This window comes from Acinetobacter sp. YH12102, assembly GCF_013419125.1.
In the GTDB taxonomy this organism is placed as follows: domain Bacteria; phylum Pseudomonadota; class Gammaproteobacteria; order Pseudomonadales; family Moraxellaceae; genus Acinetobacter; species Acinetobacter pseudolwoffii.
The window spans coordinates 67,543-90,139 of sequence record NZ_VPAS01000008.1 but is presented as its reverse complement, the minus strand read 5'-3'; the positions used below and the strand labels follow the sequence as shown (position 1 = coordinate 90,139).

19 protein-coding genes are annotated in these 22,597 nt (G+C 43.3%); 9 read left to right on the top strand and 10 right to left on the bottom strand.

Annotated elements, in window-relative coordinates; all coding sequences use genetic code 11:
• Positions 1-52: 52 nt before the first annotated feature.
• The 5 genes from benB to FTU42_RS09255 form a co-directional block, all read right to left on the bottom strand.
• On the bottom strand, positions 53-544 hold the full coding sequence (gene benB, locus FTU42_RS09275) for a benzoate 1,2-dioxygenase small subunit (protein ID WP_005096959.1): 492 nt from the start codon (positions 542-544) through the stop codon (positions 53-55).
• Positions 541-1,929, bottom strand: coding sequence for a benzoate 1,2-dioxygenase large subunit (benA, locus tag FTU42_RS09270; RefSeq protein WP_005096958.1), 1,389 nt, complete (start codon positions 1,927-1,929; stop codon positions 541-543). The genes benB and benA overlap by 4 nt, the downstream gene beginning before the upstream one ends.
• Positions 1,930-2,003: 74 nt before the next feature.
• Positions 2,004-2,924: a catechol 1,2-dioxygenase gene (gene catA, locus FTU42_RS09265; RefSeq protein WP_005170822.1), complete on the bottom strand. Its 921-nt coding sequence runs from the start codon at positions 2,922-2,924 to the stop codon at positions 2,004-2,006.
• A gap of 157 nt (positions 2,925-3,081) precedes the next feature.
• Positions 3,082-3,372, bottom strand: coding sequence for a muconolactone Delta-isomerase (catC, locus tag FTU42_RS09260; RefSeq protein WP_005170825.1), 291 nt, complete (start codon positions 3,370-3,372; stop codon positions 3,082-3,084).
• Between the two features lie 15 nt (positions 3,373-3,387).
• Complete coding sequence (locus FTU42_RS09255; RefSeq protein ID WP_005170827.1) at positions 3,388-4,497, bottom strand: muconate/chloromuconate family cycloisomerase; 1,110 nt, start codon at positions 4,495-4,497, stop codon at positions 3,388-3,390.
• A gap of 115 nt (positions 4,498-4,612) precedes the next feature.
• On the opposite strand from FTU42_RS09255, the gene FTU42_RS09250 reads away from it, so the two are divergent.
• The 3 genes from FTU42_RS09250 (at position 4,613) to FTU42_RS09240 (ending at position 8,588) form a co-directional block, all read left to right on the top strand.
• Complete coding sequence (locus FTU42_RS09250) at positions 4,613-5,524, top strand: LysR family transcriptional regulator (protein ID WP_005096953.1); 912 nt, start codon at positions 4,613-4,615, stop codon at positions 5,522-5,524.
• A gap of 229 nt (positions 5,525-5,753) precedes the next feature.
• Entirely contained in the window at positions 5,754-7,124 is a 1,371-nt protein-coding gene (locus tag FTU42_RS09245; protein ID WP_100357612.1) for an aromatic acid/H+ symport family MFS transporter, read from the top strand.
• Between the two features lie 111 nt (positions 7,125-7,235).
• A complete protein-coding gene (locus FTU42_RS09240) occupies positions 7,236-8,588 on the top strand; it encodes a DcaP family trimeric outer membrane transporter (RefSeq protein WP_180083305.1) in 1,353 nt (450 codons plus the stop codon).
• Between the two features lie 62 nt (positions 8,589-8,650).
• On the opposite strand, the gene FTU42_RS09235 is transcribed toward FTU42_RS09240, so the two are convergent.
• On the bottom strand, positions 8,651-10,057 hold the full coding sequence (locus FTU42_RS09235; RefSeq protein ID WP_180083304.1) for a PLP-dependent aminotransferase family protein: 1,407 nt from the start codon (positions 10,055-10,057) through the stop codon (positions 8,651-8,653).
• Positions 10,058-10,528: 471 nt separating this feature from the next.
• On the opposite strand from FTU42_RS09235, the gene FTU42_RS09230 reads away from it, so the two are divergent.
• Positions 10,529-12,166, top strand: coding sequence for a long-chain-fatty-acid--CoA ligase (locus tag FTU42_RS09230; RefSeq protein ID WP_180083303.1), 1,638 nt, complete (start codon positions 10,529-10,531; stop codon positions 12,164-12,166).
• 150 nt (positions 12,167-12,316) lie between these two features.
• Here FTU42_RS09230 and FTU42_RS09225 read toward each other — a convergent pair whose 3' ends face one another.
• On the bottom strand, positions 12,317-12,628 hold the full coding sequence (locus FTU42_RS09225; RefSeq protein ID WP_005096948.1) for a hypothetical protein: 312 nt from the start codon (positions 12,626-12,628) through the stop codon (positions 12,317-12,319).
• Positions 12,629-13,164: 536 nt separating this feature from the next.
• Here FTU42_RS09225 and FTU42_RS14760 point away from each other — a divergent pair.
• From FTU42_RS14760 to FTU42_RS09205, 3 genes are all read left to right on the top strand, one after another.
• Positions 13,165-14,187: a flavin reductase family protein gene (locus tag FTU42_RS14760; protein ID WP_218949814.1), complete on the top strand. Its 1,023-nt coding sequence runs from the start codon at positions 13,165-13,167 to the stop codon at positions 14,185-14,187.
• A 31-nt stretch (positions 14,188-14,218) separates the two neighbouring features.
• Complete coding sequence (locus FTU42_RS09210; protein ID WP_180075422.1) at positions 14,219-15,385, top strand: acyl-CoA desaturase; 1,167 nt, start codon at positions 14,219-14,221, stop codon at positions 15,383-15,385.
• Positions 15,386-15,643: 258 nt separating this feature from the next.
• Positions 15,644-15,994 (top strand): hypothetical protein, encoded by a 351-nt coding sequence (locus FTU42_RS09205; RefSeq protein ID WP_074382760.1) that lies wholly within the window; start codon positions 15,644-15,646, stop codon positions 15,992-15,994.
• A 69-nt stretch (positions 15,995-16,063) separates the two neighbouring features.
• On the opposite strand, the gene FTU42_RS09200 is transcribed toward FTU42_RS09205, so the two are convergent.
• Positions 16,064-16,774, bottom strand: a complete 711-nt coding sequence (locus FTU42_RS09200; RefSeq protein WP_005096941.1) for an HAD family phosphatase — start codon at positions 16,772-16,774, stop codon at positions 16,064-16,066.
• Positions 16,775-17,056: 282 nt separating this feature from the next.
• Here FTU42_RS09200 and FTU42_RS09195 point away from each other — a divergent pair, with 282 nt between their 5' ends.
• The gene (locus tag FTU42_RS09195; protein WP_005096940.1) at positions 17,057-17,950 is read left to right on the top strand and encodes a LysR family transcriptional regulator; all 894 of its coding nucleotides are present in this window, start codon (positions 17,057-17,059) and stop codon (positions 17,948-17,950) included.
• On the opposite strand, the gene FTU42_RS09190 is transcribed toward FTU42_RS09195, so the two are convergent.
• Together FTU42_RS09190 and FTU42_RS09185 are read right to left on the bottom strand one after the other, a co-directional pair.
• Positions 17,939-18,940: a CmpA/NrtA family ABC transporter substrate-binding protein gene (locus tag FTU42_RS09190; RefSeq protein ID WP_180083301.1), complete on the bottom strand. Its 1,002-nt coding sequence runs from the start codon at positions 18,938-18,940 to the stop codon at positions 17,939-17,941. The genes FTU42_RS09195 and FTU42_RS09190 overlap by 12 nt on opposite strands.
• Positions 18,941-18,950: 10 nt before the next feature.
• Complete coding sequence (locus tag FTU42_RS09185) at positions 18,951-19,529, bottom strand: ANTAR domain-containing response regulator (protein WP_004280362.1); 579 nt, start codon at positions 19,527-19,529, stop codon at positions 18,951-18,953.
• Between the two features lie 504 nt (positions 19,530-20,033).
• Here FTU42_RS09185 and nirB point away from each other — a divergent pair.
• Complete coding sequence (nirB, locus tag FTU42_RS09180) at positions 20,034-22,580, top strand: nitrite reductase large subunit NirB (RefSeq protein ID WP_218949813.1); 2,547 nt, start codon at positions 20,034-20,036, stop codon at positions 22,578-22,580.
• Positions 22,581-22,597 lie beyond the last annotated feature (17 nt).

Sequence of the window (22,597 nt, the reverse complement as noted above, 5' to 3'; positions counted from 1 at the left end):
TCAGCCAATTTTCCATCTGACCGAAAGGCATAACCTAGCTGTATAAACAGTCTTAGAGGTGATAAATGTCGATAACCTGGTTGATGTAATCGTTTTTCAGTACCACGTATTTGCTTAAAATTTGCGGTTTATCGCCTGAGAAATCGATTTCATAACGAGACATACCGAAGTAGCTGTAACTTGTTTTGTAACGGAAGCTCAAAGTATTCCAGTTAAAACGTACAGTCACTTTGTCGCCATCACGTTCAACAATTTCAATATTGCTGAGGTTATGGCAGGTACGTGTATCCGGCATGGTTGCTGATGAACGTTCAGTCTTGATCCGGAACACGCGGTCTTCTAAACCTTGACGGTCTGGATAATAAATCAACGAGATTTCAGACTGTGGATCTGTGGTCAGCTTGTCATCATCATCCCAAGCTGGCATCCAGAAAGACGCAGTAGGGGCATAACAAGTTAACCAGTCATCCCATTGTTCATCATCTAAAAAGCGGGCTTCTTGATACAGGAACTGAGCAATATTTTCTAAAGTGATGTCGCTCATGCGTTTTCTCCTTCAGTTGATGCTGCAATTTCTTTCTCGGTCGCAATACCTTTTTTGATCAATTCTAACCAGTACTGGTGCTGAGACAGGTATAGACCTTCATCTTCAGTTTTAATACCAGACAGTTTTGGTTTTAAACCGATTTCATTGGCAGCATCATCCGGACCTTGAATCCAGTGTTTAGAACCACGGCACATATCGTTCCATTCCAGCGCGATACCGGCATAACCTGCCTGACAAGCACGGAATTCTTCAAGATCGTCTGGTGTCGCCATACCTGAAGCGTTAAAGAAATCTTCATACTGACGGATACGACGGGTACGTGCTTCAGGCTCTTCGCCTACAGGTGCGATACAGTAGATCGTCACTTCAGTTTTATCGACAGAAATCGGGCGCAGGACACGGATTTGTGAACCGAACTGATCCATGAAGTAAACGTTTGGATAGATACACAGGTTACGTGAACGTTCGATCATCCACTTCGCCATGGCTTCGCCATATTGCGCAGTGTATTCATCTTTCTTGGCAAAGTTAGGACGGTCTTCCGGGTTAGCCCATTGCGTCCAAAGCAGCATGTGACCATGTTCAAAGCCGTAAGAACCACCGCCTTGTTTGCCCCATGCGCCTGCGCTCATGGCACGGATGTTGTCGCCAGCTTCTTTTTCTTTACGTTGCTGAGTCGTTGCAGCATAGTTCCAGTGTACAGCAGACACGTGATAACCATCAGCACCGTTTTCAGCAGTCAACTTCCAGTTACCTTCATAGGTATAAGTCGAAGAACCACGTAAAACTTCCAGACCTTGTTCAGACTGATCCACGATCATGTCAATGATTTTGGTCGCTTCGCCCAGGTATTCTTCCAGAGAAGGAACATCCGGATTCAAGCTGCCGAACAGGAAACCTTTATAGTTTTCAAAACGGGCAACCTTTTTCAGGTCATGTGAGCCGTCTTTGTTAAAGCAGTCTGAATAACCCGCTTCAGCCGGATCTTTGACTTTTAATAACTTACCTGAGTTATTGAAAGTCCAGCCATGGAATGGGCAAGTATAAGTTGCTTTATTGCCTTTCTTGTTACGGCACAATTGTGCACCGCGATGCGAACAGGCATTTATCATGGCATTCAGTTCACCTTGACGGTTACGTGCAATGATGATCGGCTGACGACCAATATAAGTAGTATAGAAGTCGTTATTGTTTGGAATCTGGCTTTCATGTGCCAGATAAACCCAGTTACCTTCAAAGATGTATTTCATCTCAAGGTCAAACAGGGCCTGGTCTGTAAATACTGAACGGTGTAGTTTAAATTCACCAGATTCATAATCATCAACCAGTAATTCGTCAATGCGGTCTAAATGGCTGGTGTTAATTACGGGAATACGAGGCATGTCCTTTCTCCGACTTTCCAAGGGGGAAGTCAGCGGGATATATCTTTGAAACATACCCCGCTTCTATAGTTGTATTAAGCGCTAGCGCGGCGACGATCAACTTCAGTCGTTGGTGCAGCAGCTTGTTCTTTGACAAGTTCAATATCGAACTGGATGTGTTTGAAAGGACCTTTTAAGCCACGTTTTGCAATTTCAGCTTCATCAGTCACATCCACCGCAGTTGCCACCAGGCCTTCACGAGTCGCGAATGCAAAGTCATCCCACAGGTACTGGTCGCCTTCGATGTTGAATTGAGTGGTCAGCTTGCGGTAGCCCGGTGCAGATACGAAGTAATGCACATGCGATGGACGGTTACCGTGACGGCCTAATTTGTCCAGTACAAACTGGGTGGTACCTTCTGGAGGGCAGCCATAACCGACCGGCATTGTTGTGAGTGCAACGTATTTGCCGTCTTGGTCACTGAAGATAGAGCGACGTAAGTTGAAATCAGACTGTGACTTATCAAAGAATGAATAGTTCCCTAGGCTGTTGGCATGCCAAATTTCAACTTTAGCGCCTTCGATGATATTGCCTTCAGTATCCGTCACTGTCCCTTCAATGATCAACGTTGGGATTTTGTCTGATTCAGAACCATCATCCATACGTGCAAAGCCAACTGACTCTGGTGCACCTGAGACATAAAGTGGGCCTTCAATGGTACGTGGTGTACCACCGCTAATTCCTGCTTTTGCATCTGCTTCATCAGCACGTAGGTCCAAGTAATGCTCTAGACCCAAACCTGCAGCCAATAGACCTAGCTCGTTTGCTTGGCCTGCATCAGTAAAGTATTCAAGACCTTTCCACAATTCAGTTTGTGAAATATCAAGATCTTCGATCGCCTGGAAAAGATCACCGAGTAAACGTACAGTAATTTGCTGTACACGCTCATCTACAGGACCTGTCGCAGTGTCGACATTCATTTGTTTTACTAATGCATCAATTTCTTGGCGATTCATACTATTACTCCTCAGTATATCTACATTCTTTTATGTGGCGCGCTGTTTAGCTTGCTCTGGCTGGCTAAATCTTGCTGGCCACAATCCTTGTTTGGTTACCCTCTGGTCTTGCTGTGGGAAGGGGAATAACGTTATTCCCCAATTCCCATATTCTTAATTAGCTGTCGTCATCACGAATAGAAGAAGGGTGACGATTCAATGCCATCACTTCGATCTTCATATAGGGATAGAGTGGCAGGCCCTGAAGCAGGCTGTGCAATTCTTCATTGCTTTCAACATCAAAAATACTGATGTTTGAATACTGGCCAGTGATTCGCCAGATATGGCGCCATTTACCCTGACGTTGCAAGTCGTGGGAATAGGCTTTTTCAATGGCCTTGATTTCATTGGCCTGTTCCACTGGCATATCCTGTGGAATGTTCACGTCCATCCGTACATGGAAAAGCATGGGTATCTCCTCGAATTATTGACGACGCAAGTTGTCAATCTTGTTTTCATCCAACTCAATCCCCAGACCAGATCCTTTCGGAATCTCAAGTTCAAAGTTTTGATAGTTGAGTGGGGTTTTCAAAATATCTTCAGTCAGTAGCAAAGGACCAAACAGTTCAGTACCAAAAGCTAATGTTTCAAAGGTTGAAAATACATGTGCCGAAGCAATCGTGCCGACCGGACCTTCCAGCATGGTGCCGCCGTACAGATCGATTCCTGCAAGTTTGGCAATATTTCCGACTTCACAACCTTCGATCAGACCACCTGACTGGGCAACTTTCACTGCAAAAACAGATGAACCGTTTTGTTTTGCAATTTCATAGGCTGAATGTGGGCCCATTAAAGATTCGTCTGCCATGATGGCAATATCAAAACGTCGGGTGAGACGGCGCATTGCATCGAGGTTATCAATCGCACATGGCTGCTCAATCAGATCAACACCGCCGTCTTGCAGCAACTGAATTCCTTTAATGGCGTCTAATTCTGACCAGGCACGGTTGACATCGACACGAATCGAAATGTCTTTGCCCAGGGCTTTTTTAATCGCCAGCACATGCTCAACATCTTCTTCAACTGGACGGGAACCAATTTTGAGTTTGAAAATGTTATGGCGTTTTGCTGCAATCATTTTTTCTGCTTCAGCAATATCTTTTTCTGTATTGCCTGAAGCCAAGACCCAAAGCACTGGAATACTGTCACGTAAGCGGCCACCTAAGACTTCACTGAGCGGCTGCTGCATGCGCTGTGCCTGAATATCTAGCAGGGCAGTCTGAATCGCGCATTTGGCAAAACGGTTACCATTAATATTCTTTTTGATCGCTTGTAATGTTTGTGCAACATTTAAACCGGATAATGTCTTTAAAAGGGGGGCGAAATAAGTTTCAATATTGACTTTAACGCTTTCCGGGCTTTCATCACCATAACCTAAGCCGCCGATCGTCGTTGCCTCACCCCAACCGATATAACCATCTTCAGTGGTGATTTTAACTAAGACCAGGGTCTGGGTTTGCATCGTCGCCACAGCCATCTTGTGAGGGCGAATGGTCGGGATTTCTACCAGCAAGGTTTCAACTGACTTATACATAATACGGATTCACATTCTTGCTTTAATGCTTCGATTTGATATACCTTAAAAGAATAATGTTGATTGGTCTAAGATCGATTTAGCATTTTTTTATACTTTAAAGGTATTCTAGATCATGGAACTTAGACATTTACGCTATTTTGTTGCAGTGGTAGAAGAGCAAAGTTTTACTAAAGCGGCAGAAAAACTATTTATTGCTCAGCCTCCTTTAAGCAGACAGATCCAAAACCTTGAAGCAGAGCTGGATATTCAGTTATTTGAGCGTGGTAGCCGTCCATTGAAGACCACAGAAGCAGGTCAGTTCTTCTATCAGCACGCTGTTAAACTTTTGTCTAATGCGGAAGAAATTAAGTCGATGACCAAGCGCATCGGCATTGCAGATCGCACCATTACCATCGGTTTTGTTGGTTCTTTATTGTTCGGTTTGCTGTCGCGTATTCTGTTTTTGTTTAAACAGCAGCATCCTTATCTCAAAATCGAGATGATGGAAATGAATACTTATGAACAGATTCAGGCCCTCAAAGAAGGCCGTATAGATGTCGGTTTTGGCCGCTTAAGAATCTCGGATCCGGCCATAAAGCGGGTGTTGTTGCGTGAAGAGCGTCTAGTGGTGGCAGCGCATGCCAGTCATGTATTGGCTCAACGTGAGAGCCTACATTTATCTGAACTGGTCGATCAGCAGTTGTTTTTATATCCGAATACGGGAAAGGCTAATTTTGCCACCCAGGTGCGCGGCATATTTTCTGAGTATGGATTAGAGCCTAAAAATCTGCGGATTGTACGCGAATTGCAGCTGGCACTCGGTTTTGTAGCGGCGGGAGAGGGTGTTTGTATCGCGCCGGAAAGTGCACAAAATATTAAATTGGCCCATCTCAACTTTATACCTTTAGCAGATGCATTTGCTGTGAGTCCTGTCTTTATGGCGATGCGTAATATGGATGAAAGTGAATATATCCGCTACCTATTTGATGCTGTCTATCAAGTCTATGATCTTGAAGCATTAAAGTATGATCGTTCGGTGTTTTAAGTCCAATCAATCATTTCAAGAGGCACAGCAATCAGCAGCTCTTGGCAAGTTTATCGGCCTATGTTAAAAAATATTCCACGATTCAATAATATATTTTTTAATTAATTTAAATGCTTAGCCTGAATCAGACTTTATAGGTATAAAGGCATGCCTATTCAGTTTTGGACATTATTCTGCATCTTCTTCATTGTGGCTTTCATAAATTGAACTTCACAATCTGGAGGTGGAGATGTCTACAAATAAAGTGAATATAAATACGCTGATTGATGAAGCAAAGTTCACGCCCTTTCATTGGGGCGTGCTGATCTGGTGTTTGCTGATCATTATTTTTGATGGCTATGATCTGGTGATCTATGGGGTCGCCTTGCCTCTGTTGATGCAAGAATGGTCATTAACTACAGTGCAAGCCGGGATGCTGGCCAGTACCGCATTATTTGGCATGATGTTTGGTGCCATGACTTTTGGAACCTTGTCCGATAAGTTAGGTCGTAAAAAAACCATCATGATGTGCGTGGCTATTTTTAGTGGATTCACATTCATCGGTGCTTTTGCGACATCACCGGTCGAATTCGGAATCTTACGTTTCCTTGCCGGCTTAGGGATTGGCGGGGTTATGCCGAACGTGGTGGCCTTGATGACCGAATATGCGCCTAAGCGTATCCGCAGTACTTTGGTGGCCTTAATGTTTAGTGGCTATGCAATTGGCGGTATGACCTCTGCGCTGTTAGGTGCATGGCTGGTGCCACAATATGGCTGGAAAATCATGTTCTTGTTAGCCGGTATTCCACTGTTACTTTTGCCAATTCTTTGGAAATACTTGCCAGAATCGCTGATGTACTTGACCAACAAGCAACAGACTGCACAAGCAAATGATATTATTCAAAAAATATCTCCGACACAGGTTATTACCAGTGACACCCAGTTTGTACTGAATGAAGTACAAAAAGGCGATGAAGCCCCATTAAAAGCACTATTTCAACAAGGTCGCAGCTTCAGTACCTTCATGTTCTGGCTGGCGTTCTTTATGTGCCTATTAATGGTCTATGCCTTGGGAAGCTGGTTACCTAAACTGATGATTCAGGCCGGTTACTCGCTAGGTGCCAGTATGATCTTCCTGTTCGCATTAAATATTGGGGGGATGGTCGGTGCAATTGGCGGTGGTTATCTGGCAGATCGTTTCCACATCAAAAAAGTCCTCACGATCATGTTCTTATGCGGAGCAATCGCCCTGATCTTGCTTGGCTTTAACAGTCCACAGTTTGTGCTCTATACCTTGATTGCTATAGCAGGTGCTGCAACGATTGGCTCACAAATTCTACTCTATACCTTTGTTGCGCAATATTATCCATCGACGGTGCGTTCTACCGGCATGGGCTGGGCATCAGGGATTGGACGTATTGGGGCGATTGTTGGTCCGGTACTGACCGGTGCTTTATTAACCATGAATTTACCGCATCAAATGAACTTCTTTGCTATTGCGATTCCTGGCGTGATTGCTGCGCTGGCAATTTTCCTGGTGAACTTAAAAAGCTCTGTAGATGGTCAAGCCCTTACGGCGAAGACTATTCAGCCAGATTCACTGGCAGAAAAGACCAGTTAATGAATTAAACTATAGTTAATAAAGATAGTATTACCAATGATATAGATCGCCATCGTAACGGGTGGTGATCTGTTGCTAGAATCTAGTCGAACAATAAAAAGCGAGTTTAGGATGAACACGACACTATTCACCACAACAATCAATAAGCCAACACGAAAACACACGCTTTTGATGAGCATGATTGCAATCAGTATGGGGAGCATGAGCTTATCGGTTCAAGCACAAACCACGCAGAGCAGTCAGCAGGAAATTGAACAACTACGCCAGGAAGTTCAGGCCTTACGTGCCTTGATTGAACAGCAGCACGTTCAGAAAGCGGCTGTAACTGCGCCGGTCGTCGCATCTACACCTGCAACTCTAGCCAGCAAACCGGTGATGAAAATCGCCAGTGGTGCCGAGTTTAATCTATACGGAAACATTCGTGCCGATGCATCTTATCAGGCTGAAGGTGGGTCAGCAGCACGCATGTTCAACCAGATTGGTTCAGTACCACTTGAAGGTGCTGGGGAGCGTAGTGATGAGTTTAAGTCGACACTTTCTGCCACGCGTTTAGGGATGGATTTTAAAGCACCTGTAGGTGCTGGGGATAAAGCACTCAGCGGTAAAGTTGAGGTGGACTTTTTAGGTGGAGCCGGCTTTGACAACCTGCGAATTCGTCATGCTTATATCAGCTATGCTAACTGGCTGATCGGTCAAACCTGGTCAAACTTTGCCACGCCAGACTATATTCCGGAAACTGTAGATGCTCTGGTATATGCTGGGGGTTCGATTAAACGCACACCACAAGTGCGCCACACCAGCACTTTCAGCCCTGAAACCAATCTGGTCGTTGCAGTTGAAGATCCGAAAGATACGAATCCTGGGATCAAACAACGCCTACCGGCTTTAACCGCACGTTTAAATCATAAATTTGCCGATAATTTTGCAGTCAGCGCACGTGCCATGGGTCATGAAAAGCGCGTGAATGAAGATGAAGAAATGGCGTGGGGCGTGGGGCTGGGGGCGAAATATGACATTGTGCCGGGGACGACTTTAAAAGCCGACTACTATCATGTCAAAGGCGATAGTAGCTTTATCTCGAATGCCAATACGGGTGTAATTACAGCTGTAAATGGTGATCTGTTACAAAGTGAATTCGATTCGATTTCGGTGGGCTTAACCCAGCAATTTAATGACAAGTTGCGCGGTACTTTAGGCTATGGTTATATGAGTTTTGATGATGATCAACGTTATACCGATGCGCTTATTGCTTCGACGCCAGCTGATGCAGCGCAATCTAATGCAACTAGAGCCAACAAAGACCTCTGGCAAGCGTGGGCAAACGTGTTCTATAGCCCAACCAAGCCACTCAGTTTTGGTCTGGAATATGTCTATGGTGAACGTACAGCTTTAGCTCCAGCTACAAATGGCAGTGACAAAGGTGAAGACAACCGAATCAATGCGGTTGCCATTTACAACTTCTAAGATGCTTGTAAATTCGGGTATCTTGACCTAAAAAAAGCGTGGATGAACTCATTCACGCTTTTCTATTTCTGCTGAATGGTATCTGCTAAAAGATTCACTGCATTTTCTATCTCGGCGGTCCATTCAAAAGAACAATTCAGGCGCATATAATGCTGACTGGCATGATCCGGTTTAAACAATAATGCAGGGGCGATTGAAATACCTTTCTGAATCAGTTGCTCATAAAGCACCTGTCCATCTAGACCATTTGGCAATTCGATCCAGAGAAAATAACCACTGGAATAATAGTAAATTTTACATGTAGGCGCTAAGCGGTTTTTGAGATCCTGATAAAACTTCTTTTTATATTTTTCCAGATGATGTCTTAGCTGTCGTAAATGTTTTTCATAATGATGATGCGAAATAAATTCTACCAGCGTGTTCTGGAGTAAGGGACTGACCGTTAAAGTGCTCATGAGCTGCAAATGCTGAATGACATCGGAAAATGGACCGGCATAGACCCAACCGACGCGTGCGCCCATGCCTAGTGTTTTGGAAAATGAAGCACAGTGCAGCACCATCTGATGCTGGTCAAAATATTTAACTGGTAGCGGTTTGGATGAACCATAATTCAACTCCTGATAAACATCATCTTCAATTAAATAGACCTGATATTCATACAAAAGTTCAGCAATTCTCTGTTTAATTTCCGAACTAACAGTAAAGCCAATCGGATTATGCGCGTTCAGCATTAGCCAGCACACCTTGATCGGATACTGTTTCAAAGCCTGTTCAAATGATGCTAGATCAAAACCGAATTGCGGATGCTCAGGGATAGTAATCACCTGTAGCCCCAAACGCTCGGCTGCCTGCCAGGCCCCATAAAATATGGTTTGTTGCAGCAGGATAAAATCACCGGGTTGGGTCAATGCCTGTAAAGACAGATTCAGTGCTTCTAATGCTCCAGATGTAATGACAATGTCATCTGCATGGCAAGCAATGCCTTGCAACTGGTAACGATTAGCAATCAGTTGGCGTAAATCCTGATTGCCAGGCGGCATATGATTCTGGTTGTTATAACTGCTTTTTCTTTTGGCCTGCTGCGCCAGAATCTGCATAAATTTGGCGTTATATAACAGCTCTGCATTGGGAAATGCGGAACCAAAAGGCACAATTTCTGCTGCTTGGATCGATTTTAAATAATTAAATACCACAGAGTTGATTTGAACTTTTGGGCTTAAACTAATCTGGATTGGTTGTTTGCTGTTGACCAGATCTGTAGAACGCTCTGCAACGTAATAGCCGGATTTATCTCTGGCATAAACCAGACCTTGCGCTTCAAGTTCCTGATAAGCATTGAGTACCGTCATCAGGCTATAGCCAGACAATTGGGTCTGTTCGCGGAGTGAAGGTAATTTTTCATGTACCTTCCATACGCCGTTTTCAATCATCTGACGGATATTCTGCGCCAGTTTTTCAGACTTATACATACACTTGCTTGAACTAAGACTGTTCTAATTATTTTGATTTATAGCATATTTCAAGGTGCTCAATATAACAAATTAAGTTTAATGTGGTTGTCAGTCTATTTTCAAGCTGGCGTTCTATCGATCTGCTGTACTGTTCTTCTAAGATCAGTATCCAAGTAAATATTTCCATTCAAATGGGATGGTTGTATTAATCGGGTCGACATGAACTCAATACATGATCATTAAACTGAATATCAGGCCTCAACCTTTCTAGAGAAATTCTCTACCTCTCCATCAATCGTATTCTAATTTTTATACGCCTGAGTCACTTCTCTTAATTTGTCACAATTCGATACTTACAAATTCAGATTTACTTGCTAAATTCAGTCCACATGATGATAAAAACTATGTCACGGTCTTAGGCCACCCCATCATGTCTATATAACAACGATACGAATACACGGACCAATAACAAGCACAAAGGAGTGGACAATGCTCGGAAATATGATGTTTCAGCCTTTACTGATCAGCAGCATGATTGAACATGCAGGGCGCTATCATGCCGATACCGAGGTAATTTCCAAAAATACCGACACCAGCATTAAGGTGACTAACTGGGGCGAAATTCATCAAAACTCGAAACGTTTTGCCAAGGTATTGCAACAACTCGGCTTGGAACAGGGAGATCGGGTTGCCACCATTGCCTGGAATAATCATCGCCATTTAGAGTCCTGGTATGCTATTTCTGGCAGCGGTCTGGTCTGTCATACCATTAATCCGCGCCTGTTTCCGGAGCAGCTGATTTTTATTATGAATGATGCGGCAGATCGTGTGGTCATCTTTGATAAAACATTTGTACCTTTAATCAAAGCGGTAAAACCGCTGCTGACCTCAGTCGAGCATTTTATCTGTCTGGATGCTGCCGATCCGAGCGTCACTGAAGCCATTCCAGAAGTGCAATTTTATGATGATCTGATTGCCAGTCAACACACAGAATTTGAATGGCCAATCATTGATGAAAACTCAGCCAGTTCACTGTGCTATACATCAGGAACCACGGGCAACCCTAAAGGCGTGCTATATAGTCATCGCTCTACTGTATTACATAGCTATGCCATCATTTTACCGGACTCACTAAATGTCTCGGCTGCCGATATTATGTTGCCAGTGGTGCCGATGTTCCATGTGAATGCATGGGGCACGCCATACGCGGCGGCCATGGTGGGATGTACGCTGGTACTGCCGGGGCCAGGTCTTGATGGTGTTAGTCTGGTGAATCTGATTGATACGTATAAAGTTTCAGTGGCGCTTGGCGTGCCAACCATCTGGCAGGGTTTGATTGCCGCAGCAAACCAGTCAGGTTCCAAGCTGGAAAGTCTGAAACGTAATGTAGTCGGCGGTTCGGCCTGTCCACCGGCAATGTTACGAACTTTCAAGGAACAGTTTAATTGTGAAACGATTCACGCTTGGGGCATGACCGAGACCAGTCCGCTGGGGACTGCCAATCAGCTCAAGACCAAACATTTGCAGCTATCAGATGAAGAAAAACAGCAGATTCGGTTGACCCAAGGCCGTCCGCCATTCGGAGTAGATCTGCGTTTGACCGATGCAGAAAAAGGGACACATGAAATTGAACGTGATGGACATACCACAGGAAATTTACAGGTGAAAGGGCATTGGGTCATCAATCATTATTTTGGCAAGGAGGAATCAGCGCTGACTGCTGATGGCTGGTTTGATACCGGTGATATTGCCACCTTGAATCAAGATGGTTTTATGAAACTCAGTGACCGTTCCAAAGATTTAATCAAGTCTGGCGGCGAATGGATTTCATCGGTGGATCTGGAAAATATTGCCATGGGACATCCGGAAATTGCGATGGCGGCGGTGATTGCCGCCCAGCATCCAAAGTGGGATGAACGTCCGGTATTGATTGCAATTAAAAAATCGGACAGTCAGCTGAGTGAGACAGAGCTACTCGATTATTATGCTGATAAAGTCGCTAAATGGCAGGTTCCAGACAGAGTGGTTTTTGTAGACTCAATTCCCCTGAGTGGAACTGGTAAGATGCTGAAAAAAGATTTGCGGGAACTCTATGGGAATATTCTTTTAGAGCAGGCTGTCGGTTAGAGCCTCAACATGAAATTTTGATTGAGCCATATATAACATATCTTTTGTCATAAGAAAAGCCTATTCTAGAGAGGATAGGCTTTTTATAAATACTCATATCATTGATTTTTAAAGTTATATATGGAGTTTTAGGACATTGGTTTTAGAAAATTATAAAATCTTAAATTTCTTTTTCATAAAGTAAAAAGCTAATAAAACACTTAACCAAAATAAATAATTTAAAAGAAAATAGTTAAAGAGAAATTCATCTTGATCCCAGAAAATAAATAACACACTTATATTATTAGCAGGTGATGTAAAATCTCCATCAATTAAGAATACAAAAGGAAATCCTCCTGCAAGTCTATGTACTTCCTCAATTTGATCTACCACTATACGATTAATAGGGATGTATCTTTGATAAAACAAAGATACCGAGGTTAGTGCAAAAGATAAAATGCTGATATATAATATTTTTTTCATAGACTAATTCTTTGTCTTTTAAGTTTATCAAAAACAACCAATAACACAGCCAGGAAATAGAGTCAGAAGAATGGTTGGTATATTGCCATACATTTCAACTATTCTTTAAAAAACTACCCTTTACGAATTTGTCTAAAAAGAATAAAACTAACTTAGCAATAATTAGAGAAGCTAATATATACGGTTAGCAATTTAAGGATGCTATGTTATCAATTCAAATTACTAGAGATGACAAATAATGTATCGCATGACGATCTTACAAGCAAAAAAATCACTCAGAATTGATTTCCTTATAAAAGTCAGCTTTTTATATAGAGTTAGCAGAATTAACAGATATAAAAATCCCTTTTTCTAAAAACTATAGTTTCAGCAGATGCTTTTGCTTCATATTGTCCGACAAAAAGCTCTATTATGTTTGATAAGCACATAATTTGACCTGTATTGATATGGTCTGAATTATAAAACACTTTATGCTGACAACATAATAAATAGACAGTTGTACATTAATATTACTGTCTGCGGATAAGGGGATAAAAATGACAAGTATGCCGACCTATCAGCCGCATTGGGTTCGTGAAGATTTCATTGATTTTATTGGTGAAAAAATCCATCCAACCTGGGCGTTTAAAAAAGTTAAAGCGGCCATTATGGGCATTCAGGCCATCAGTCCTGACTTTTTCAAGATTCACTTGCGCCCGAATCATAATTTTAAAGCCAGGTCATTTCAGGCTGGCCAGCATATTGCAGTAACAATAAGACTCGATGGTGTACGTCATCAGCGATATTATTCTGTGGTGACGGTATTAAAAAATGGTGATCTGATTATTGCGGTGAAACAGCAAGGCAAAGTGTCACGCGCCTTGAGCCAGATGCAAATCGGGGCTGTCATTGAAATTTCGCAGCCGCAAGGTGACTTTATACTGCAAAACTCTAGCCAGCCAACCTTATTTCTGGCATCCGGCAGTGGTATTACTGCAATATATTCCTTGCTGCAAAAAGCAGTGATCCAGTCCCTGGAACAGATCGACCTGATTTATTTTACTCGCGATGATGCCTTTCATGCTGAATTGAAAACCCTGGCTTTAATGCATCCAAACTTGAAATATCATCATTTTAATACACGGGAACAGCAACAGCATCTGAATCAAAGATTATTGCAAAAACTGGTGCCAGATGTTGCAGAACGAAAAATATATGCCTGTGGCTCTGCCGGGATGATGAAAGCTGCACTGAAAATCGTTGATAAACTGGAATTGAAATCCAATTTTCATTCGGAATATTTCCAGATTGTGGTCGATGAAAAAATTAAAGCACAGCCGGTACAGTTTTTAAGATCGCAGCAAGTGTTTCAGGCTCAGTCCAACTTGCTGGAAAGCGCTGAAAATTCAGGCCTGCGTCCTGCTCATGGTTGCCGGATGGGAATCTGTAATACCTGTTCCTGTACCAAAGTCAGTGGCTCGGTGCGTAATGTCCTGACCGGTGAGGTTGATCATGGCAATAACACCCAGATTAAACTTTGTATTTCCCAGGCGATGAGTCCAGTCGTTATTAATTTATAAGCCAGTATTAAACGAATAAAAAGGTGCTCCCATGAATATGCAAATTGATTTTAAACGACACAGTAAGTCGCAATTTCTCAGTCCTGAACAGATTGAGGAGTTTGGTGCTAAAGTCGATGCGATCCGCCGCGAGGTCATGGACGATCTGGGTGAAAAAGACGCCAATTATATTTATAAAATCCGTAATTTTGTCCGTTATAGCGAAATTGCATCCCGAGGCATGTTGATGTTTGCTGGCTGGTTGCCACCGGTTTGGCTGGCAGGGACAGGGCTGCTTGGCATCTCCAAAATTGTGGAAAATATGGAGCTGGGACATAATGTCATGCACGGTCAGTTCGACTGGATGAATGATCCGACCCTGAACGGAACCACCTATGACTGGGATACGATTTCCACAGGAGATGACTGGAAATATACCCATAACTATATTCATCATACCTATACCAATATTGTCGGGATGGATCATGATGTCGGTTATGGCCTGATTCGGGTCAGTGAATCCCAAAAATGGGAACCACGTTTCCTGTTCAATATTCCACTGGGCATGCAGTTAATGGTGTTTTTTGAATGGTATGTCGGCCTGCAACGCTTGCATCTGGAAGATGTGATTGCCTATAAAACCAAAACCTGGAAAGAAGTTTGGAAAGAAGCGGCTCCACTGCGTCAAAAAATGCGCCGTCAGGTGTTAAAAGATTATGTATTTTTTCCAGTGATTGCTGGCCCGAATGCCATTCCTGTGTTTGCCGGAAATGCTGTAGCCAATGTAATTCGTAGTCTGTGGGCGTCTGCGGTGATTTTTAATGGTCATTTTACGGAAGATGCTGAAACTTTTGAGATGGATAATACCGACAATGAAACCCGTGCTGAGTGGTATTTACGCCAGGTTCGTGGTTCGAGTAATTTTACCGGGACGGACTGGCTGCATATTTTGAGTGGTAATTTGAGCCATCAGATTGAACATCATCTATTTCCGGACATGCCAGCCAATCGCTATGCGCAGGTGGCGCCGAAAGTAAAAGCGCTGTGTGCTGAATATGGCATTCATTATAATGAAGCGAGCTTTATAAAACAGTTTTCTACTGTTTGGGTGCGTCTGGCCAAATGTTCATTGCCGAATCACTGGACTGCACAGATTATTGAAAAAACCCACTCTGCTAAATCTGTATTGAGCCACTTTAAATCCAAAATCATGCCCTAATTTTTAATGTGTGGTATTCACCCGTTTGCTACGCCTCAATAGATTTACATGGTCTATTGGGGACTTTTTTGCTTTTTTGTCGTTTTAGTAGAAATTGAATCATCCATTTTTATGAATGAAGTATGGAGAGATATTTCAAAAAAATCACCAAAGAAAAACAGATACGGTACTGCTGAAACGCTTTGCCTACAACAACCTGCTTAAGCTCTAGAGGGTTGTCCCTATAATGGCCGCGTTGTCACAATCAAGGTCTCAGTTTTGAAATATCTTCAATTTTTTTCAGGCATCTCATTATTACTGCTTTTAACTGCTTGTAACCTCACAGAAGCACCAGCTCCAGATTATCAAGGAAACTGGAAAAATACGCTGGAAAATCCAAAACTTGAAAATGTATTGGTCATTTCGAAAAATGGTGAAAATTACTTCATTACCAACACCATAAAAGACAAAGAAACTGGTAAAACCGAAGAGAAAAATCCGATGCCGGCAGCAGTGAGCAAAAATGGCTTACTTCAGTTAAATGCAGGTGCAGGTATGGTTGATTTTGCAATCGATGAAAAAACAGGAAATCTGGTCGGTTCAGGCTCAGTCTATGAGAAAGCCAAATAACGTTTTCTTCTCAGGTCAGAGATCTGCAGAAAAAAATGTCATGAAATACAATGATTCATGGCATTTTTTTTATTGGGCTAAACTTAATAACTCAGTAAAATCTTCTGCAAAATAATTTGCTTGGACCTTGATCAAATCTATTTCATGAACAGAGTATTGATCATAAACTGCAATCACATCGATTCCTGCATTGTTGGCCGCTTCAACGCCAATTAATGAATCCTCAATAATCAGGCAATCTGCGGCTTGCACCTGAAAATGCTGAAGGGCATTGAAATAGACTTCAGGATGCGGCTTGATGTTCTGCACATTTTCACGGGTCAAGAGCAGGGCAAAGTCATCATTAAAGCTGATTTTTTTGTTAATGTTTTGATTATTGTCCTGATAACGCTGCACATTGAACAAACTGGTGGTTGTGGTCAGGGCGATCTGAATCCCTTGTTGTTTCAGGGCTTGAATGAACCGTTCAGCATGTGGTTTTAGCTCGACCACATGATCGAGAAAATGCCGTGAAATTGCATAACGGCGGTTTTTTACTTCTTCTTTATTCGGCGCAAATCCATAAAGCGCTTTTAAATAAGCACAATATTCCAGATAGGGATCCGGCCGATGTTTAAATTTTTTGAGCTGAAGATCGCGCTGTTGCTGGATCTGACTTAAGTCGACTTCAATATTTGCCAACTCCTGAATCAGCGCAGCATCGACCTGATTCCAGACTCCCACGGAATCAATCAAGGTGCCATCCAAATCAAAACACACCAACTTTTTGCCTTGGAACATAAGATATTTCTCTTAATTTGCATCGTTAATTCTGTGGGCTTGAGTATATAGCATGAAGCTTGCGTGTTTAAGTTGACCAAGGAAAAACAGAAGTGCATATTTACAACAGAAGTACTTGTAACGAGGTTCCACATCAGAGAAAAGTAATTTTTAACACCACATGGAAATTGACTGATCCTAGAAATCGTTGCAAAGTGTTATATTTGAACATTGGCAATTGATAAAATGATGTCGATGATATCTTCGTCAAAATTATTAGAAAGTTAAAGGAAATGTGTTTCTGTGTTTGAACTTGACTGTAAATTGCTCAGTATTTTTTATTATGTCTATAAATTTAAAAACGTATCTCAGGCAGCTGATCATTTAGACATGAGCCAGCCAGCGGTGAGCAATCTGCTGAATAAAATTCGCCAGCATTATGGTGATCCTTTATTTTTACGTATTGGCAATGAAATGCTGCCGACAGATTTATCTAAGCAGTTGTTTCCCTTGGTCAGTGAAGCACTCAGTAAAGTTGAAGCGATTAATAATTTCACCATCAATTTTGATCAGGTCACTTCACAGCAACGTTTTACACTGGCGATGACCGATGTATCGCATCTGGTGTTATTGCCAAAAATTTCACAGTATCTCAAGCAGCATGCATCACATATCCGCCTGAATGTGCGTCCGATTACCTCGGAAACCAGTTATCAGATGGCCAATGGCGAGATTGATCTGGCTTTGGGCTTCTTGCCAAATCTGGAGAATGGCTTTTATCAGCAGAAACTGTTTGAACAGTATTATGTGGTGATCGCAGCGAAAGACCATCCGCGACTAACGGGTGACAGCATCACGACCGAAGAGTATTTACGTGAAACCCATATCGATATTGATGCCGGGATGGGGCATTACCATATTGAAAATGAATTGCTGAATCTGGAACTCAAGCGCGACATTCTAATGCGTCTGCCCAGCTATTTAGGCGTGGGACTGGTGGTACAGGAAACCGATGCGATTGCGACCGTGCCTTATTATTTGAGTGAAGTCCTGTTATCACGTGGCAATCTCAAGATTTTTGGGGCACCGATTGCTTTCCCGACCTATTCTGTAAAGCAGTATTGGCATATGTCCTGTCATCATAAAACCAGTCATCAATGGCTACGCAATATGTTGCATGAAATCTTAAGCAAATAGCATTTCAGCATACATGCATTGTGCTGCAATCTGCTTTTTCTCTATCTCAGAGATTTCGACACCATCCCATTTTTCAATCTGCTCGATTAACCAGATAAAATCGGCAAGCTGCGGTTTCGCACTTGCACCAACAAGATTGCGGATGATGTTTTGAATTTTATGATAGTCACAGACATGACGCTGTGCAGAGCATTCAAACTGGATAATCTGATAATCAACCAGCATGTCCCAAACTTGGGACAGATCAGCACGCTGTTTTAAATCCGTTTGGGCTTTCTGGACAGCATTGACCAAAGCCTTCACCGTGCATGGATGTAATTCTGCCCATTCCTGAGTCATGGCCAGAACCTTGTCGGCAACTTTAGGAATGACATTCTGGCTTGCAGCGACAATTAAACTATAGCCTTCAAGCTTGGCCTGAATATTCCAGGGTTCTCCCACACAAAAGCCATCAAAGACCTGTTCCGAGATTCCTTTTACCATCGAAGCTGGTGGTGAGGTCATGAGCTGAATCTTGTGGGCAATATTGACATCTGTCAGGGCTAACCATTCTTTTAAGCAGTAATGGTGAATCGAATATTTATACACATAGGCCAGATTGATGGGATGATTCTTTTGTAAAGCCTGTACCAGTTTCTTTGAGGTACTTTGTTCATCATCCTCAGGCTGGATACCGAGTTCATAACACAAATCCTGGCGCAGGCTAATAAAAGCCTGATTCACGCTCAGTACTAGAGGGGTTTGCAAAGCCACCTGTAACTGGTCTGTGCCCAGAGCGGCAGCGGGCAACATGGCGGACAGACAATGTGCAGCATCCAGAAAGCCATAGGCCAGACGGTCACGCAAACTTGACCAGGAGGCTTCACGGATTAAATTGATGGTTAATCCTTGCTCAGCAAAATACCCCTGTTTTTCGGCCCAGAGAATGGCAACACAATCAAGTAAAGGAATATAGCCAATATTGAGTTCAGTTTTTTCTAATGTGGACATATGCTTTTCCTTATTGGCCCAGTAGCAGCTTCTGTGCATCCAGTAAGCGTCTGGCCATTTCACCAATGGTAATCCGGTGACTCATGGCATTTTTACGCAATAAAGCAAAGGCCTGTTCTTCCGTTAAGGCATGCAGCTGGATGAGCAGGGCTTTGGCCTTATCGATATCTTTACGGTCAATTAGCTTGTCCTGGGTTTCTTTTAAATCATTCAGCAGCTTTTTATGTTTGCGAAACTGTTCAATTGAAATTTCCAGAATACTTTCTAGTTTGGTGGGATCAATACCATCGACAATATAAGCCGTGATTCCGGCATCAATCGCACTTTTGATGGTGTCTTTATTGGAGTTCTGGGTAAACAGCACGGTCGGAAGTTCATATTGGCTGACACAGCTTTCAATAATATCCCGATGCGGATGATCCATATTCAGCAGGATCACATCTGCATGAATACCCTTAACATGTACCATATTCAGGTCATTCAGGATTAAACAGGCCACCACCTGAAAATCATGTGAAAGTAAGGATTCCTGGATGAATTGGGCACGCTCCAGATCATCATCAATAAGAGCAATTCGTAATTTGGACATGGAATATTTTCAAGTAAGGCCTAAGGAATATTCAAGCAGGAGTAAAGCAAAAAACATGCCATTAAATTGGTGCATAAAATTCTATTTTTCTGTTCAATTTAGTGCATAGCTTTAGGGATTTCAGCTGATGGCTGATCAAAATGAAGCGTTTAGGTAGATCATCTGCCTGAAATAAGGCGTTTTCTTATTGGAAAAGTTGGCACGATTTCTGCATTTATTAAATCGTCAAAGATGACTTTCAATACTAACAACGGCCAACGATGTCCGTTCTGATCGTAATTGCATTTTCAAAAAAATGTGATTGGTATTTCGTTCAGCACAGGATAAATGACATGGTCAGTTGTTCAGCAATACAAAACGCACAAGCGTTTCAACCCTTCCGCCAGCATTACAAAGTGCTGGGTTGCGGTATTTACAACATATTCAATCAGCAGACATATCAATGCCTAGACGTGATATGTGGCTTTTTATCATCTTTAAAAAAACAATAGTTGGAGTGCAGATATGAAAATTCTCATGATTGGGCATGGCATGGTGGGGCATAAATTCATCGAATCTGTACTGGAACAGGCCGGTGATGACATTGAGCTGACCATTTTGGCAGAAGAGCCACATTTAGCTTATGATCGGGTGCATTTGACCGAATATTTCAGCGGTAAGTCGGTGAAGGATCTGAGTCTGTGTCGTAGTGATTTTGCCGATGCCTATGGCATTGATTTGCGAATTAATACTAAAGCGGTTGAAATTGATCAGCTCAATAAAACCGTCACCACCAGCCAGGGTGATGTGCTGAATTTTGACAAGTTGATTCTTGCTACCGGCTCTTATGCCTTTGTACCGCCAATCCCGGGCAATGACCGTCAGAATTGCTTTGTTTATCGTACCATTGAAGATCTGGATGCCATTCGCGCAGCCAGCCTGAATGCCAAAACCGGTGTGGTAATTGGCGGTGGTCTGCTGGGTCTGGAAGCAGCGAAGGCTTTGCGAGATCTGAATCTGGAAACCCATGTCGTAGAATTTGCTCCGCGCTTGATGGCGGTGCAGATTGATGATCTGGGCGGCCGGGTACTGCGCTCTAGAATTGAAGACCTTGGTGTCAAGGTGCATACCCAAAAAGCAACCTCATCTATTGAAGATGGTTACAACGCTCAGCATGTAATGAAGTTCGGAGATGGTTCGGTACTTGAAACCGATATCATCCTGTTCTCGGCCGGTATTCGTCCGCGTGATGAACTGGCGCGCCAGAGCGGCCTGCTGATTGGTGAGCGTGGCGGCATCATCATTAATGATTATTGCCAGACCTCACATCCGGACATTTATGCCATTGGTGAATGTGCACTTTGGGACAATAAAATTTATGGTCTGGTTGCACCGGGCTATGACATGGCGCGGATCGCGGCAAAACATGTACTGGACCAAGAGAGCCATGCATTCGCTGGTGCCGACATGAGCACCAAGCTCAAACTGATGGGTGTGGATGTTGCTTCTATTGGTGATGCACACGCCATGTCACCAGATGCCTTGAGCTATTTCTATGCTGATGAAGCCGCGCAGGTTTATAAAAAAATCGTGGTGTCAGCAGACAAAACCAAGCTGCTGGGCGCAGTGCTGGTGGGCTGTGCCAAAGAATATAGCGATCTTCTACAAATGATGCTGAATGGTCTGGCTGTACCGGAGCAACCAGAAAGCCTGATCATGCCGGGCTTTGATCAGTCAACTTCAAAATCAGGTGGTAGTGGTATCGATTTATTGCCTGACAGTGCGACCATCTGTTCCTGTAATAACGTTTCCAAAGCTGATATCTGTTCAGCCATTGATGGCGGTGCAACTTCATTGGGTGCACTGAAAAAATGCACGCAGGCTGCAACGGCGTGCGGTGGCTGTGCGCCACTGGTGACGCAGGTTCTCAAATCTGAATTACAGCGTCAGGGTGTCACGGTGAACAATCACCTGTGCGAACACTTTGCCTATTCACGTCAGGAACTGTATCACCTGGTACGCGTGCATGAAATCAAGACATTCTCTGACCTGATTCAGCAACATGGGCACGGCATGGGCTGTGATATCTGCAAACCGACCGTAGCCAATATTCTGGCATCCTGCTGGAATGATTTTGTTTTAAAACCTAGCCATGCCGGTTTACAGGATAGCAACGACTACTATCTCGGTAATATTCAGAAAGATGGTTCCTATTCGATTGTGCCGCGTGTTGCAGGTGGCGAGATTACTCCGGATGGCCTGATTACCATTGGTCAGATCGCCAAAGATTATGGTCTATATACCAAAATCACGGGCGGACAACGAATTGACATGTTTGGTGCGCAGGTACATCAGCTGCCTGAAATCTGGGAAAAACTGATCAATGCCGGTTTCGAGTCCGGACATGCCTACGGCAAATCCTTACGTACGGTGAAATCTTGCGTGGGCAGTACCTGGTGCCGTTTTGGAGTCGATGATTCTGTCGGCTTGGCGATTTTCCTGGAGAACCGTTATAAAGGCCTGCGTTCACCACATAAAACCAAAATGGCAGTATCTGGCTGTACCCGTGAATGTGCAGAAGCACAGAGCAAGGATGTCGGTGTCATTGCCACGGAAAAAGGCTGGAATCTGTATGTATGCGGCAATGGCGGTATGAAACCGCGCCATGCTGAACTACTCGCCTCGGATCTGGATACTTCCACACTGATCAAATATATCGACCGCTTCTTTATGTTCTATATCCAGACGGCAGACCGTCTGCAGCGCACCAGCGTATGGCGTGACAATATGGAAGGCGGGCTGGACTATCTGAAAGATGTCATTGTGCATGATTCACTCGGTATTGCTGCTGAACTGGAAAGCCGTATGCAGCATGTGATTGGCACTTATCAGGATGAATGGCGTACCGCAATTGAAGATCCTGAAGTGCGCAAACGCTTTAAGACCTTTATTAATGCCAAAACAGCCGAGCAGAATGACCCGCATATTCAGTTTGCGCCTGTACGTGGCCAGATTCGTCCAAAGACAGAAGCTGAACGTGATTTAAACCGTATTCCAGTGGTTGAAGCCTAAATACCACAGTCAGGGAG

What these genes read in the sequence shown, in the direction of transcription:
- benB (WP_005096959.1), bottom strand. Translation starts at nt 544, where the DNA reads ATGAGCGACATCACTTTAGAAAATATTGCTCAGTTCCTGTATCAAGAA.
- benA (WP_005096958.1), bottom strand. Translation starts at nt 1,929, where the DNA reads ATGCCTCGTATTCCCGTAATTAACACCAGCCATTTAGACCGCATTGAC.
- catA (WP_005170822.1), bottom strand. Translation starts at nt 2,924, where the DNA reads ATGAATCGCCAAGAAATTGATGCATTAGTAAAACAAATGAATGTCGAC.
- catC (WP_005170825.1), bottom strand. Translation starts at nt 3,372, where the DNA reads ATGCTTTTCCATGTACGGATGGACGTGAACATTCCACAGGATATGCCA.
- FTU42_RS09255 (WP_005170827.1), bottom strand. Translation starts at nt 4,497, where the DNA reads ATGTATAAGTCAGTTGAAACCTTGCTGGTAGAAATCCCGACCATTCGC.
- FTU42_RS09250 (WP_005096953.1), top strand. Translation starts at nt 4,613, where the DNA reads ATGGAACTTAGACATTTACGCTATTTTGTTGCAGTGGTAGAAGAGCAA.
- FTU42_RS09245 (WP_100357612.1), top strand. Translation starts at nt 5,754, where the DNA reads ATGTCTACAAATAAAGTGAATATAAATACGCTGATTGATGAAGCAAAG.
- FTU42_RS09240 (WP_180083305.1), top strand. Translation starts at nt 7,236, where the DNA reads ATGAACACGACACTATTCACCACAACAATCAATAAGCCAACACGAAAA.
- FTU42_RS09235 (WP_180083304.1), bottom strand. Translation starts at nt 10,057, where the DNA reads ATGTATAAGTCTGAAAAACTGGCGCAGAATATCCGTCAGATGATTGAA.
- FTU42_RS09230 (WP_180083303.1), top strand. Translation starts at nt 10,529, where the DNA reads ATGCTCGGAAATATGATGTTTCAGCCTTTACTGATCAGCAGCATGATT.
- FTU42_RS09225 (WP_005096948.1), bottom strand. Translation starts at nt 12,628, where the DNA reads ATGAAAAAAATATTATATATCAGCATTTTATCTTTTGCACTAACCTCG.
- FTU42_RS14760 (WP_218949814.1), top strand. Translation starts at nt 13,165, where the DNA reads ATGACAAGTATGCCGACCTATCAGCCGCATTGGGTTCGTGAAGATTTC.
- FTU42_RS09210 (WP_180075422.1), top strand. Translation starts at nt 14,219, where the DNA reads ATGAATATGCAAATTGATTTTAAACGACACAGTAAGTCGCAATTTCTC.
- FTU42_RS09200 (WP_005096941.1), bottom strand. Translation starts at nt 16,774, where the DNA reads ATGTTCCAAGGCAAAAAGTTGGTGTGTTTTGATTTGGATGGCACCTTG.
- FTU42_RS09190 (WP_180083301.1), bottom strand. Translation starts at nt 18,940, where the DNA reads ATGTCCACATTAGAAAAAACTGAACTCAATATTGGCTATATTCCTTTA.
- FTU42_RS09185 (WP_004280362.1), bottom strand. Translation starts at nt 19,529, where the DNA reads ATGTCCAAATTACGAATTGCTCTTATTGATGATGATCTGGAGCGTGCC.
- nirB (WP_218949813.1), top strand. Translation starts at nt 20,034, where the DNA reads ATGAAAATTCTCATGATTGGGCATGGCATGGTGGGGCATAAATTCATC.